The following is a 13,361-nucleotide window of genomic DNA, read 5'->3' as shown; positions in this document are numbered from 1 at the left end:
GTCAGGCGGTGGTGCAGGCGGAACCGTTCAGGGTGAACGCCGTTGGTGCTGCGGAGTTGCCTGTGTGGGTGGCCTGGAAACCGAACGATGTGCTGCCGTTGGGTGGGACGGCGCCGTTCCAGGAGATGTTGCGGGCCGTGACCGCTCCACTCGAACCGGTCAATGCCGCGTTCCAGGAACTCGTGATGGTCTGGCCTGCGGGCAGTGTGAAGCCGAGCGCCCAGCCGTTCAGGGCCGTCGATCCGGTATTCGCCACGGTCACATTGGCGGTGTAGCCGGTATTCCACGTGTTGGTGGCGTAGGTGATGCGGCAACCGCCGGCCGCCGGGGGCGGAGTTGTCGGCGGAGGCGTTGTCGGCGGGGGCGTCGACGGGTTGCCTCCGCCGCCGTTGACCGCTGCCGAGAAATTGGTCACGGCGAGACCGGCGCCGCCGACCCACGGCTCGAATCCGGCCTGAATACTTGTCAAATACCAACTACTGGTGATCGCTCCGCGATTCTGCGTGTCGCGGATGAAGTCGAGGACGCTGAAGCTCCAGCTCGTGATCGGGGACGGCGCGACGTACGAAATCACTGCGTTGGAGCCGTTGCTGCCCCGCCACACCTCCCAGGTGCGCCCGCCGATCGTTGCATTGCCGACCACCGAGCCGATCGGCTGGATCGAGCCCTGGCGGTTGAACCAGATCATGATCTCTTGCGCGTTGACGCCGTCGGTGCGCGGCGACGGGTCGAGCCAGATGTCGAACGACGCGTTGTAGGTCGCCCCGGAGACGTACTGGTAGCTGACGCTGCTGGTGGCGGAGGAGATGTCGCCGACCCGGATGGGCAGGTTGGTGCCGGGCGAGCACCGGGTGTAGTGGCAGCCGAAATAGACCGCCGGGTACGAGACCGGGGCGCCGCTCGTGTTGCCGACGCCCTGCTGGCTGGTGATCGAGAAGCCGGTGCCCGTGACGTCGATGCACTGCTGGGCCGTGGTGCCCCAGCGGTTGTTCATCACGATGTAGCGGCCGCCGATCGTGGTCTGGCCGTACTGCTCACAGATCTCGACGTCGGCCGAGGCCGGGCCGGCGGTGGCCAGTGTGGTGAGGGCGGCGGTCGCCAGCAGTCCGGCGGCCAGTGCGGCGCGGAGAAGACGTCTCATTCGGAGCTCCTAGAGAGGGGATCCCGTGGGGACGGGCACGGTGGGAGCGCTCCCACGTCACGTTACAGGACATTCACGAGCATGAAAAGAGGCGTCGCCGGCCCACCTCGACGGGGTGTAACACCGGGCAGAATTGCGACATGCGGAAGGGGGCAATTTGCACTGAGAACTGTCGCGAGACAGAATGCAACCGTATCGACATTCACGGCGAAGCGCGCATGAGCATTGTCGTGGTTCAAATGACATCGCTGTAGGAGCGGGGCACACCATGGCCAAGCAGGTAATAACCCTTCTGACCGACGACCTCGACGGCGGCGAGGCGGACCGCACCGTCGAGTTCGGACTCGACGGTGTGAACTACACGATCGACCTCTCCGAGAAGAACGCCGGCAAGCTGCGCAAGGCGCTCGACCCGTTTCTGAATGCGGCCACGCGGGTGGGCCGCACCCCTGTCGCGTCGCCGACCCGCCGTGCGGCGCCGGCGAGCACCGGGCGCGCCAGCCGCGACCAGAACCAGGCGATTCGTGAGTGGGCGAACAAGAACGGCTACGAGGTCTCGGAGCGCGGCCGCATCCCGAGCCACATCGTGGAGGCGTACCACAGCAAGCGATAGTTCATCGGCAAGAATGAGCGGCGTCGTCGATCCCCGGCGGCGCCGCTTTCGTGGATGGGGAGAAAGCATGCCGGTCGTCATCGTGACAGGCGCGTCGAGCGGAATCGGTCGCAGCACCGCGGAACGGCTCGCCCGCAACGGCACGACGGTGGTGCTCGCCGCGCGCCGCGCCGACAAACTCGAAGCACTCGCCGCGCAATTGCCCGGCGCCGTTGTGGTCCCCACCGACGTACGCGATCCGGCCGCTATCGCCAATCTCGTGGAACGGGCGAAAGCGGTCACGGGCCGCATCGACGGTCTCGTCAACAACGCGGGCATCGGCGGCGCGGCGTCGATCCTGGCCGACGACGAGGCGGTCGAGGGCATGGTGCGGGTCAACCTGCTGGCCCCCATCCGCCTGATGCGCGCCGTCGTGCCGATCATGCGAGCCCAGCAGGCGGGCGCCATCGTCAACATCGGCTCGGTGGCCGGCGAGGTCGGCATCAGCGGCACCTATTCGGCGACCAAGTTCGCCCTGCGGGGCATGACCGATTCCGTACGCCGGGAGCTGGCCGGGACCGGAATCGGCGTCACCCTCGTCGAGCCCGGCTACATCGCCACTGCCGGCAACAAACACCGCAGCAACCTGCCCGGCCCCGAGATCGTCGCCGCAGCAGTCGAGAAGGCCCTGCGCCGCCCCCGCCGCCGCATCGTCGTCCCCGTGAAGTACCGGGCCGCCATCGTCGCCGCCCATCTGTTCCCCGCCCTCGCAGACCGCATCTACGCCGGCAAGGCAGCAGGCAAATCTGAGCTGAAGGGAAGGCTCTAGTCGTCCCGCCGCTGTCCACAGTTGCGGACTGTCCACAGGCAGGTGCCGGCAGACCACCGAATCGCGCGAAATTCCGCGATAATGGCCAGCGGGGGCTCCCCCAGTGGAGGGTGGGCTCCGGTGTGGGCGACGATCTTGGCGGGGCGGCGGGACGTGTCTCAGCCCAGGTCGGAGAGGTCGAGCACGAAGCGGTAGCGGACGTCGCCCTTCCCGAGGCGGGTCAGCGCCTCCTCGACCCGCGATGAGGGCAGCAGCTCGATGTCGGCGGTGATGCCGCGCTCGGCGCAGAAGGTCAGCAGCTCGGCCGTGTGCCTGGTTCCGCCCGTACCGGAGGAACTGAGGCTCTTGCGGCCGAAGGTCAGGTTCATGATGTTCAGCGGGATCTCGCGCGGGTAGCCGAGCACGCTCAGTGTGCCGTCCAGGGTGAGCAGGCCCAGCAGCGACGCGACGTCGTGCGGTCCGGAGATCGTGTCGAGGATCAGGTCGAACCGGCCGAACGCCTGCTTCAGCTGCTCGTCGTCGGTGGTGACGATCAGCCCGGACGCTCCGAGCGCCCGCGCGTCGGCCGCCTTGTCCGGCGTACGGCTGAGAACCGTGACCTCCGCCCCCAGAGCGACCGCCAGCTTGACCCCGAGGTGGCCGAGCCCGCCGAGGCCGGCCACGGCGACCCGGCTGCCCGCCCCGATGCCCGCCGCGCGCAGCGGCTCCCACATGGTGATGCCGGCGCACATCAGCGGCGCGGCAGCCGCCGGGTCGAGGCCGTCGTGCAGGCGGTAGGCGAACTTCTCGCGCAGCACGTATTCGCGGCTGTAGCCACCCTTGGTCACCGTGCCGTCGACACGGTCGGTGCCGCCGTAGGTGACGGTCGCGCCCTGGTAGCAGAAGTTTTCCTGTCCGACCTGGCACATGGGGCACTCGCCGCACGAGTCGACGATCGTCCCGACGGCGACCCGGTCACCCACGGCGAAGCCGTTCACGGCCGGGCCGGCGGCGGTGACGGTGCCGGTGAACTCGTGGCCGGGGACGAGGCCGTCGGTGGCCTTGCCGATCAAGCCGTGAATCGCGTGCAGGTCGCTGTGGCAGACCCCGCAGTAGTCGACGCGCACGGCGAGGTCGTCGTCGCGCAGGTCGCGCCGCTCGATCGTGGCCCGCTGGAGCGTGGTCGTGCTGCCGGTGATCTGCCATCCGGTCGTGGTGCGCATGGTTCCTCCCAGACAAACTATTCGGTCTGTTTCCGACCGTAAGCCGGTCGGCCCGGAAAAGCAAACCAACTCGTCTGTTTGTTAAGCTGCGGTCATGCCACCCCAACCGACCACCGCGCGCGGCGCCGCCACCAGCCGGCGCATCCTCGACGCGGCCGCCGTGGAATTCGCCGAGCGTGGCATCGCGGGCGCCCGCATCGACCGCATCACCGCCGCCGCGCAGACCAACAAGGCCCAGGTGTACGGCTATTTCGGCAGCAAGGACGGCCTGTTCGACGCCGTCGTGGCCGACCGGGCCGACCGGCTCACGAACGCCATCACGTTCGACCCGGCCGACATGGCGGGCTTCGCCGTCGCGATGTACGACGAAACGCTGCGCCACCCCGAGCTGGTCCGCCTGGCGACCTGGCTGCGCCTCGAGCGACACCCCGCGGGCCGGTTGACGCCCGGATCCGGCGACGAGCCCAAGTTCCGGGCCATCGCCGCCGCCCAGGCAGCCGGGCGGGTCCGGGCGGGCGAGCCGTCCGAGATCTTCGCTCTGGTGCTGGCCATGGCGTTCGCCTGGTCCCCGGCCAGCAGCTTCTACGCCGCCACGCCCGAGGAGCCCGCCGCCGACCACGAACGCCGCCGCGCTCTGCTGCGCGAGAGCGTCGAGCGTGCAACAGCGCCGTAGCCGTCAGAGGTGCGGGAGGATCTTGTCGAGACGGGCCGGCAGGTCGCGGACGCGCACACCCGTCGCGTGCCAGATCGCGTTCAGGATGGCGGCCGGCGAGCCGACGATGCCGATCTCGCCGATGCCCTTGCTGCCCATCGGGTTGAGCTGGTCGTCCTGCTCGTCGAGCCACTCGGCCTCGATCGACTCGATGTCGGCGTGGACCGGGATGTGATACTCGGCCAGGTCGTGGTTGACCCAGGTGCCCTGGGCCGGGTCGAGCACCGACTCCTCGTGCAGAGCCATGCCCATCCCCATGATCATGCCGCCCAGGAACTGGCTGCGAGCCGTGCGGGGGTTCAGGATGCGGCCGGCCGCGTACATGCCGAACAGGCGTGAGACCCGCACCTCGCCGGTCATGGCGTCGACACGTACCTCGGCGAAGTGGGCGCCGAAGGCGTGCTTGCCGTCCTTCTCCTGCTGCTTGATCAGCTCACTGGAATCGAAGGTCGCCTCCTCGCGGCCGGATTCCCGGAGCGAACGGCAGGCTCCCGTGACGGCCCAGCCCCATGACGCGCTGCCCGACGAGCCGCCGGCCACGGAAGCACGAGGCAGCGTGCTGTCACCGATGCGCATCCGAACCTGCGAGACGGGCACCTCCAGCGCGTCCGCCGCGATCTGCGTGAGGATGGTTCGGGCGCCCGTCCCCAGATCGGTCGCCGCGATCGACACCTCGTAGGAGTCGCCCGAGAGCCGCCGCACCCGCGCCGTCGACGGCTGGGCCATGGTGGGATAGGTCGCCCCGGCCACACCCGTGCCGATCCACCAGTCGCCCTCGCGCCGCTGCTTGGGGCGGGGGTCGCGGTCGTGCCACCCGAACCGCTCGGCGCCCCGGCGGAGGCATTCGACGTAGTGCCGGCTGCTGAACGGCGTTCCCGACTCCGGCTCGACCGAGGGCTCGTTGCGCACGCGTAGCTCGATCGGGTCGAGATCGAGGACCACCGCCAGTTCGTCCATCGCGCACTCGAGCGCCACCATGCCCGGCGCCTCACCGGGCGCGCGCATCCATCGCGGCGTCGGCATGTCGAGGCGGACCAGCCGATGGCCGGTGCGGCGGTTGGCTGCCGCGTACATGTGCCGGGTCGACACCGCGGTCTGCTCCGCGAATTCGAACAGCCGCGACGACTGTTCGACCACATCATGATCAATCGCGGTCAGGTGACCGTCGGCGGTGGCGGCCAGGCGCACCCGCTGGATCGTCGGCGTGCGGTGCCCGACCATGCTGAACAGGGCCTGGCGAGGCAATGCCAGCCGTACCGGACGGCCGGTGACCTTGGCCGCCATCGCCGCCAGCACCGCGTTGGGCCGGGCCGTGCCCTTGGACCCGAAGCCACCGCCCACGTGTTCGGTGATGACGTGAACGCGATCGGCGGGAAGGCCGAAAAGCCCGCCGATCGAGGCCGCCACCCCCGGCGGGTGCTGGTTGGAGTCGTAGAGGACCAGGTCGTCGTCCGCCCACAACGCGGTGGTCGCGTGCGGTTCCATCGGGCTGTTGTGCAGGGGCGGGGTGCGATAGGTGACGTCGACCGTGACCGGCGCCCCGGCCAGCGCGGCTTCGACATCGCCCGACGCCGTGTCACTGGGGAAGTTCGGGTTGACCTTCTCGGGCGTGTAGAGCTCCGGGTGGTCGGTCCGCAGGACGCTGTCGTGCGGCTCCTGTTCGATGTCGAGCTGCAGCGTGGCCGCGGCCCGGCGGGCCGCTTCGAGCGTGCGGGCGACCACCAGCGCCAGCGCCTGGCCGCGATAGCTGATCCGATCGGACTGGAACACCGCGAGTTCAGGGTCGTCAGCCTCGGCCAGGCGGGGCGCGTTGCCGTGCCAGAGCACGGCGAGCACATCGTCCGCCTCGACCAGCGGGTCGACGGTCACATCGGTCAGAGTGCCGCGGGCGACGGGCGACTGCGCCACCCAGGCGTACGCGAGATCGTCGCCCACCGGGTACTCGGCGGCGTAACGGGCGGCGCCGCGCACCTTGTCCGGCCCCTCGACGCGGCCGATCGGCTGCCCGACGGCCCGTTCGGCGGTGGTCGTCATGACAGACCCTCCAGCACTGAGACGACGAGGTTGCGGGTTAGGGCGACTTTGAAGGCGTTGTCGCGCAGTGGGCGGGCGGCGGTCAGTTCGGCGTCGGCCGCGTCCAGGAACGACTCCCGCGTGGCGGGCCGGCCGCGCAGGGCTTCTTCGGCCGTGTACGCCCGCCAGGGCTTGTGCGCCACGGCGCCGAACGCGAGGCGTACATCGGTCACGGCGCCCGCGTCGACCTGGATCGCGGCGGCGACGGAGCCCACTGCGAAGGCGTACGAGGCCCGGTCGCGCACCTTGCGATAGGCGGACCGGGCGGCGAAGCCCAGCGGCGGCAGATCCACCGCGGTGATCAGCTCGCCGTGCTCGAGGACGGTGTCGCGCTCCGGGGTGTCGCCGGGCAGCCGGTGCAGCTCGGTGACCGGCACGGTCCGCTCCCCGGCCGGGCCGCTGATCTGCACGACGGCGTCCAGCGCGGCCAGCGCGACGGCCATGTCGGACGGGTGGGTGGCGACGCACGCCTCGGAGGCGCCGAGGATGGCCAGGTTGCGGTGGTCGCCCTCGCGGGCCGGGCAGCCGGAGCCGGGCTCGTGCTTGTTGCACGGCATCGTGGCGTCCATGAAATAGCGGCAGCGGGTGCGCTGCAGAAGGTTGCCGGCGGTGGTGGCCATGTTGCGCAACTGGCCCGACGCGCCGGCCAGCAGGGCCTGGCTGAGCACCGGCCAGTCGCGGCGCACCCGGGAGTCGGCGGCGAGGTCGCTGTTGCGCACACCGGCGCCGATCCGCAGCCCGCCACCGGGCAGGTCGGCGACCTCGTCCAGCCCGAGGCGGGTCACGTCGACCAGCACGTCGGGGGTGGCCACGCCGAGTTTCATGAGGTCGACCAGATTGGTTCCGCCGGCCAGGAACGTGGCGCCCGGCTCGAGACCGTGGGCGACGTCGGTGGCCGTACGGTAGGTGAAGGTCTTCACCGGGCAGCCGCCTCACGGATCGCCGGGATCATGTTCGGGTAGGCGCCGCAGCGGCAGAGGTTGCCGCTCATCCGCTCCCGGATCTCGGCGTCGGTCAACTCCGCGTCGCCGACCGCGCTGGGCCAGCCCTTCGAGACTTCGTCGAGCATCCCGACCGCCGAACAGATCTGCCCCGGTGTGCAGTAGCCGCATTGGAAGCCGTCGTGCTCGAGGAACTTGTCCTGCACCGGGTGATCGACGCCCTCGATCGTCGTCACGGAGGAGTCCTGCAGGGTGATCGCGAGGATGAGGCAGCTGTTCACCCGGCGCCCGTCGAGCAGCACCGTGCACGCGCCGCACTGCCCGTGGTCGCAACCCTTCTTGGCGCCGGTCAGGCCGAGGTGCTCGCGCAACGCGTCGAGCAGGGTGGTGCGCGGGTCCAGCTCGACGCTGCGCCGGGTTCCGTTGACGACGAGGTCCATGGCGGGCTCGTACCCGGCCCGAAGTGATTCAACCGCCCGGCCCCGGGTAGCGGTTACCCATGCGAGTCGTGATCGTGGGAGCCACCGGGAACGCCGGAACCGCCCTGCTGCGCCGTCTGGGCGCCGAGCCGGACGTGTCCCTCGTCGGGGTGGCGCGCCGGCTGCCGTCCCGCACCGGCGTCTACGCCAAGGTGGCCTGGCACTCGGTCGACATCGGCGTCGACGGCGCGCAGGACCAGCTGGCCGGGATCTTCGCCGGGGCCGACGCCGTGGTGCACCTGGCCTGGCAGATCCAGCCCAGCCACGACCAGCGGGTGCTCTATCGCACCAACGTGCTCGGCAGTCGCGCGGTGGCCAAGGCGGTGCTGCGGGCCGGCGTTCCCGCGCTGGTGTACGCCTCGTCGGTCGGCGCCTATTCGGCGGGTCCGAAGAACGCTTTCGTACGGGAGAACTGGCCGCGCGCCGGGGTGCTGCGGTCTTCCTACAGCCGGCACAAGGCGCTCGTCGAGTGGATGCTCGACCAGATCGAGGCCGACCACCCGCAGCTGCGCGTCGTCCGGCTGCGCCCCGGCCTGATCTTCCAGCGCGCGGTCGGCACCGAGATCGCGCGCTACTTCGCCGGGCCGCTGCTGCCGGCACGACTGTTGCGGCCGCAGTGGCTGCCGCTGGTGCCGTCGCATCCGGGGCTGCGGATGCAGGCGGTGCACGCCGACGACGTGGCCGACGCCTACGCCCGGGCCGTGCTGTCCGACGCCCATGGCGCGTTCAACATCGCCGCCGGTCCCGTGCTGGATCCCGAGGTCGCGGCCCGCACGTTCCACGGCGTACAGGTGCCGGTGCCGGGTTTCGCCCTGAAGGGCGCGGCCGCGGCGAGCTGGTGGCTGCGGCTGCAACCGGTCGACGCGGGCTGGGTCGAGCTGGGCCTGAAGGCGCCGCTGATGTCGTGCGACCGCGCCGCGACCGAGCTCGGCTGGCACCCGCGCCACGACGCCGTGTCGGCCCTGAAGGAGCTGGTCGCCGGCATGGCCGACCGGGCCCACGACGACGGCGGGCCGCCGCTCTCGGGCGATCCGGCGCTGCCGGGCCGGCTGGGCGGCCTGCTGAAGGGCCGTCTGCCGGGAACCGGCAATCCCTATTAGGTTCGACTCATGATCTTCGACGTCGCCCGCATCCGGTCGGACTATCCCGCTCTCGCCGAGGGCTTCCTGCACTTCGACGGGGCCGGCGGCACGCAGCCGGCCGGGCCGGTGATCGAGGCGATCGCGCGGGCGATGCGGACCGCCGTGTCCAACCGGGGAACCGCGCACGAGCCCGCCCGCCGCTCCGGGGAGTTCGTCGCCGCCGCCCGCGCGGCGGTGGCCGACCTGGTCGGCGGCGATCCCGCGGGGGTGGTGTTCGGGCCGAGCGCCACCGCGCTGACCTACCTGGTGTCCCGCACGCTGGCCCAGGGCTGGGCGCCGGGCGACGAGGTGGTGCTGTCGCGACTCGACCACGACGCGAACGTACGCCCATGGGTGCAGACCGGCGCGACCGTGCGCTGGGCCGAGCTCGACCCGGCCACCGGGGAACTGCCGGTGGAGCAGTACCGCGAGCTGATCGGGCCGCGCACCAGGCTGGTGGCGGTCACCGCGGCCAGCAACGCCACCGGAACGGTCCCGGACGTCCGGTCGATCGCCGGTCTGGCCCACGCGGCGGGCGCCCAGGTGTACGTCGACGGCGTGCACGCCACGGCCCACCGCCCGACCGATGTGGCGGCGCTCGGCGCGGACTTCTACGTGACCAGCGCCTACAAGTGGTCGGGCCCGCACTACGCCGCCGTGGTGGCCGACCCGGCGGTGTGGGAGCCACTGCACCCGAAGAAGCTGATCCCCTCACCGGCCGGGGCGCCCGACCGCTTCGAGTACGGGACGTTGAGCTTCGAACTGCTGGCCGGCATCACCGCGGCCGTCGACTTCCTGGCCGGCCTGAGCGGCGCCGAGGGCGACCGGCGCAGCCGCGTGCTGGCGGGCATGGCCGCCGCCGAGGAGCACGAACTCGGGCTGCTCGACCGCCTGCTGGCCGGGCTGACCGCCGACGACCGGGTGACGATCTGCCCGGCCGGCGCCCAGCGGTGCCCCACGGTCTCGTTCCGGCTGGCCGGCGAGGCGCCCGCCGACACCGCCCGCCGCCTCGGTGAGCAGGGCATCTGCGTCTCGCACGGCGACTACTACGCGGTCGAGTACTTCGAGGCGGCCGGGCTGCGGGCCACCGGCGGCGCGGTGCGGGCCAGCATCTATCACTACAACACCGCCGACGAGATCGACCGCCTCCTGGAAGCGCTCTAGCTCCTGTTTCGGTATGGGAGCTAGGCGACCAGGGGCAGGCGGTCGGTGATCTGGCTCAGGGCCTCGGTGCCGTCGACCGGGCTCGAGTACAGGTAGCCCTGGCCCAGCGGGCAGCCCAGCCGGGCCAGCAGGTCGCGGTGGGCCGGGTCCTCGATGCCCTCGGCGATCACCGTCAGGCCCAGGGCGCGGGCCAGATTGATCAGGCCGGCCACCAGCGCGAGCTGGTGCGGGTCGTCGACCACGCCGTCGACGAACGCCTTGTCGAGCTTCACGACGTCGACCGGGCGCCGGCGCACATTGCCCAGGGCCGAGGAGCTCGCCGCAAGGTCGTCGATCGCCACCCGTACGCCGAGCTCCCGCAGCACGGCCAGGTCGGCCCACATCGCCTCGTGGTCGCCGTCGAGCACGCTCTCGGTGAGCTCCAGCATCAACGCCTGAGCGGGCACACCGGCGTACGCCAATGCCTGCTTCACCAGGTCGACGAAGGTGCCGTCGCGGAACTGCCGCACCGACACGTTCACGCTCACGAACGGCTGACGGGTCCGGGGCAGGATCCGCCGCCACTGCGCGACCGTGTGCAGAGCCTGGTCGAGCACCCAGCGGCCCATCGGCACGACCAGGCCGCTCTCCTCGGCGACCTCCAGGAACTCGGCCGGCGCGATCAGCCCGCGGGTCGGGTGGTGCCAGCGGACCAGGGCCTCGAAACCCACCGGCTCGTCCGTGCCGAGGTCGATGATCGGCTGGTAGGCCAGCAGGAAGTGCCCCTCGTGCACGGCGTGGTCCAGCGCCGAGCGCAGCTCCAGCCGCTCGACCATCGCGCTGTGCAGATGACCCTGGTAGCGCCGCCACTGGTTCTTGCCGGCGCCCTTGGCCACGTAGAGGGCCAGATCGGCCTGGCGCAGCAGCTCGTCCGGGGTGTCGGCCTCGGGCGTCGTGGTGATGCCGATGCTGGCCACCGCGGTCAGCTCCGAGCCGTCGTCCATCCGGATCGGTTCGGCCAGCGCGGCCAGGATCCGTTGCGCGGTCTCCTCGACCGCGCCCGGGTCCTGCACGTTCTCGACCAGCGCGGCGAACTCGTCGCCGCCGAGGCGGGCCGCGGTGTCGTCGGCCCGCAGAGCGCCGGCGATCCGGTCGGCCACGCCGATCAGCAACTGGTCGCCGGCGGCGTGGCCGAGCGTGTCGTTGACCTTCTTGAAGTCGTCCAGGTCGATGAAGAGGACGCCCACCACTGAGCCGTCGCGGGCGCTGCGCTGCAACGCGTGGCCGAGCCGGTCGTGGAACAGCACGCGGTTGGCGAGGCCGGTCATCGCGTCGTGGAACACGCGGTGGGTCAGTTCCGCCTCGAGCCGGCGGCGCTCGGTGACGTCGCGCAGGGTGAGCACGAGCCCGCCCACGGTCGGCTCGCGGCGCAGATCCTGGCCGTGCATCTCGAGCACGACGTCGGCCCGGGCGCGCAAGTCCAGACCTTCCTGGAGCCCGTCGCCGGTGCGCAGGGCGGCGAGCACCTCGGTCAGGCGCGAACGCTCGGACCGGTGGATGATCGCGGTCATCGGACTACCGGTGGGGTCGTCGCCCAGCACGGCGCCGGCAGCCGGGCTCGCGTACCGGATCCGGTCGTCCTCGTCGACGATGAGGATCATGTCGGAGGTCTTCTGCACGAGCGTCCGGAAGTAGGTCTCGCTGTTGCGGCGGATCACCTCCTGGCTGAGGCCGATGCGCTCGAGGGCGAGGGCGGCCTGGGTGGCCAGCACCTCGATCGCCCGCAGCAGCCCGGCCAGCGCCGGCGTGGGCGCGCCGACATGCAGCACCCCGACGAGCGGGTCGCCGGTCGGCCGGTCGGTCAGCACCATCGGACAGCGCAGCGACATCGCGAAGTGGTGCAGCCGGGTCGAGACGGCCCAGTCGACGTCGCGGGTCGGCACCAGGCGCGCGGCCGTTCCGGTCGACCGGTCCACCGCGGCCTGCGCGACCGCCTCCGGCGAGAGCAGGCCGGGCTGAGCGATGGTGACGGCCAGGACGACAGCGTGCGGTGTGTCGGGCGGCAGCAGGTGGGCCACGGCCGTGCGTACGGCGTCGGAGACCTGGTCGGTGTCGGCGGCCGAGACGAGGGCGGCCGAGGCCTCGCGCAGCGCTCGTTCCCGGGCCAGCGCCTGCCGGTGACCGGTCATGATCCCGGCCATCCGCGCCAGGACGAGCAGGAACGTGATCGCGCTGAGGGCGGCGACCACCTTGAGGTCGGTCTTCTCGTCGCGCAGCATGCTCACCACGAGCACGACCGGCGCCGTCATCGACGCGAACCCGAGCAGGGCGAGACGGCCACGGCCCAGCGCCGGGGCGGGCAGGCCGGCCGACTCGTCCAACTCGGCCATGGACGGGTGCAGCGCGGCCAGACCGGCCGCGGTGTAGAGCGCGAACCGGCAGAGGGCGACCACCGGCACCTCGAACAGCGACAACTCGTACCCGATGTCAGCCAGCAGCAGAAGGAGCACGCCGCCGCCGAGCAGCCGGGCCGGGAACACCGGCCGGTCGCTGATCAGCAGCCGGACGAGCATCCCGAGCAGCAACAGGTCGCCCAGCGGGAACACCACCGTCATCCACGGGTCGCCGCCGGTGCGCTGCAGGTCCGGCCCGATCAGGAAGGTCCAGGCCAGCAGCGCGACCCCGGCGGTGACCGTGAGGGCGTCCAGCATGGCGGCGCGGTCGTGCGTTCCTCCCGTACGGCGTCGCAGCAGCACGAACAACATGGCGGCGAGCACCGGATAGCCCGCGCTGACCAGGACCGCTCCCGCCGTGACCAGCCCCGGGACGTGCGCGGTGAGCGACTCCGGGGCCCGGTAGAGGGCCGTGCCGACCGAGGCGACAACGATCGCGGTCGCCAGCAGCCGCCACGGCAGGCGGCGCGCGGGCCGGTTCCACCGCACGCCCAGCCCGATCACGGCGACGGCCGTGGCGCCGGCGATCAGGCGCAGCACAGACTGCGTCCCGGCCGGCGACGCCACGAAGAGCACGGCGAGCACCGCCATCCAGCCGCCGAAGAGAGCGGCCACCCAGCGTGGGGGCATGCGTGGTCCTTTTTCCGAAGGGAAGTGGCGGTCTCATCGGCTCCC

The 13,361-nt window shown here is 71.4% G+C and carries 11 protein-coding genes; 5 read left to right on the top strand and 6 right to left on the bottom strand.

Annotated features, from left to right (window positions below):
• Nucleotide 1 precedes the first annotated feature (1 nt).
• Nucleotides 2-1,141 carry a glycoside hydrolase family 12 protein gene (locus KXC43_RS26405; RefSeq protein WP_221378846.1) on the bottom strand — a complete coding sequence of 380 codons (1,140 nt, stop codon included), beginning with the start codon at nucleotides 1,139-1,141 and terminating at the stop codon, nucleotides 2-4.
• A 268-nt stretch (nucleotides 1,142-1,409) separates the two neighbouring features.
• On the opposite strand from KXC43_RS26405, the gene KXC43_RS26400 reads away from it, so the two are divergent.
• Both KXC43_RS26400 and KXC43_RS26395 read left to right on the top strand, forming a co-directional pair.
• Nucleotides 1,410-1,754 carry a histone-like nucleoid-structuring protein Lsr2 gene (locus KXC43_RS26400; protein ID WP_221378845.1) on the top strand — a complete coding sequence of 115 codons (345 nt, stop codon included), beginning with the start codon at nucleotides 1,410-1,412 and terminating at the stop codon, nucleotides 1,752-1,754.
• A gap of 67 nt (nucleotides 1,755-1,821) precedes the next feature.
• Entirely contained in the window at nucleotides 1,822-2,562 is a 741-nt protein-coding gene (locus tag KXC43_RS26395; RefSeq protein WP_221378844.1) for an SDR family NAD(P)-dependent oxidoreductase, read from the top strand.
• Nucleotides 2,563-2,720: 158 nt separating this feature from the next.
• Here KXC43_RS26395 and KXC43_RS26390 read toward each other — a convergent pair whose 3' ends face one another.
• The gene (locus KXC43_RS26390; protein ID WP_221378843.1) at nucleotides 2,721-3,764 is read right to left on the bottom strand and encodes an NAD(P)-dependent alcohol dehydrogenase; all 1,044 of its coding nucleotides are present in this window, start codon (nucleotides 3,762-3,764) and stop codon (nucleotides 2,721-2,723) included.
• A gap of 94 nt (nucleotides 3,765-3,858) precedes the next feature.
• On the opposite strand from KXC43_RS26390, the gene KXC43_RS26385 reads away from it, so the two are divergent.
• Nucleotides 3,859-4,437: a TetR/AcrR family transcriptional regulator gene (locus KXC43_RS26385; RefSeq protein ID WP_221378842.1), complete on the top strand. Its 579-nt coding sequence runs from the start codon at nucleotides 3,859-3,861 to the stop codon at nucleotides 4,435-4,437.
• A 3-nt stretch (nucleotides 4,438-4,440) separates the two neighbouring features.
• On the opposite strand, the gene KXC43_RS26380 is transcribed toward KXC43_RS26385, so the two are convergent.
• Genes KXC43_RS26380 through KXC43_RS26370 form a run of 3 tightly spaced genes read right to left on the bottom strand, consistent with a single transcriptional unit; the run spans nucleotide 4,441 to nucleotide 7,930 of the window.
• Entirely contained in the window at nucleotides 4,441-6,510 is a 2,070-nt protein-coding gene (locus KXC43_RS26380) for a xanthine dehydrogenase family protein molybdopterin-binding subunit (RefSeq protein WP_221378841.1), read from the bottom strand.
• Nucleotides 6,507-7,469 (bottom strand): FAD binding domain-containing protein, encoded by a 963-nt coding sequence (locus KXC43_RS52415; RefSeq protein ID WP_221378840.1) that lies wholly within the window; start codon nucleotides 7,467-7,469, stop codon nucleotides 6,507-6,509. Before KXC43_RS52415 ends, KXC43_RS26380 begins: the two co-directional genes overlap by 4 nt.
• A complete protein-coding gene (locus KXC43_RS26370) occupies nucleotides 7,466-7,930 on the bottom strand; it encodes a 2Fe-2S iron-sulfur cluster-binding protein (RefSeq protein ID WP_221378839.1) in 465 nt (154 codons plus the stop codon). Before KXC43_RS26370 ends, KXC43_RS52415 begins: the two co-directional genes overlap by 4 nt.
• A 59-nt stretch (nucleotides 7,931-7,989) precedes the next feature.
• Here KXC43_RS26370 and KXC43_RS26365 point away from each other — a divergent pair, with 59 nt between their 5' ends.
• Both KXC43_RS26365 and KXC43_RS26360 read left to right on the top strand, forming a co-directional pair.
• Nucleotides 7,990-9,069 (top strand): NAD-dependent epimerase/dehydratase family protein, encoded by a 1,080-nt coding sequence (locus tag KXC43_RS26365; protein WP_221378838.1) that lies wholly within the window; start codon nucleotides 7,990-7,992, stop codon nucleotides 9,067-9,069.
• A gap of 9 nt (nucleotides 9,070-9,078) precedes the next feature.
• The gene (locus tag KXC43_RS26360) at nucleotides 9,079-10,254 is read left to right on the top strand and encodes a cysteine desulfurase-like protein (protein WP_221378837.1); all 1,176 of its coding nucleotides are present in this window, start codon (nucleotides 9,079-9,081) and stop codon (nucleotides 10,252-10,254) included.
• Nucleotides 10,255-10,274: 20 nt separating this feature from the next.
• Here the strand turns inward: KXC43_RS26360 and KXC43_RS26355 are convergent, their stop codons facing one another.
• Nucleotides 10,275-13,316 carry a putative bifunctional diguanylate cyclase/phosphodiesterase gene (locus KXC43_RS26355; RefSeq protein WP_221378836.1) on the bottom strand — a complete coding sequence of 1,014 codons (3,042 nt, stop codon included), beginning with the start codon at nucleotides 13,314-13,316 and terminating at the stop codon, nucleotides 10,275-10,277.
• Between the last annotated feature and the right edge of the window lie 45 nt (nucleotides 13,317-13,361).

It is taken from the genome of Paractinoplanes polyasparticus (assembly GCF_019710575.1).
Taxonomy (GTDB): Bacteria; Actinomycetota; Actinomycetes; order Mycobacteriales; family Micromonosporaceae; genus Actinoplanes; species Actinoplanes polyasparticus.
The sequence above is the reverse complement of the archived record's forward strand: the minus strand, read 5'-3'. Positions and strand labels throughout refer to the sequence as shown.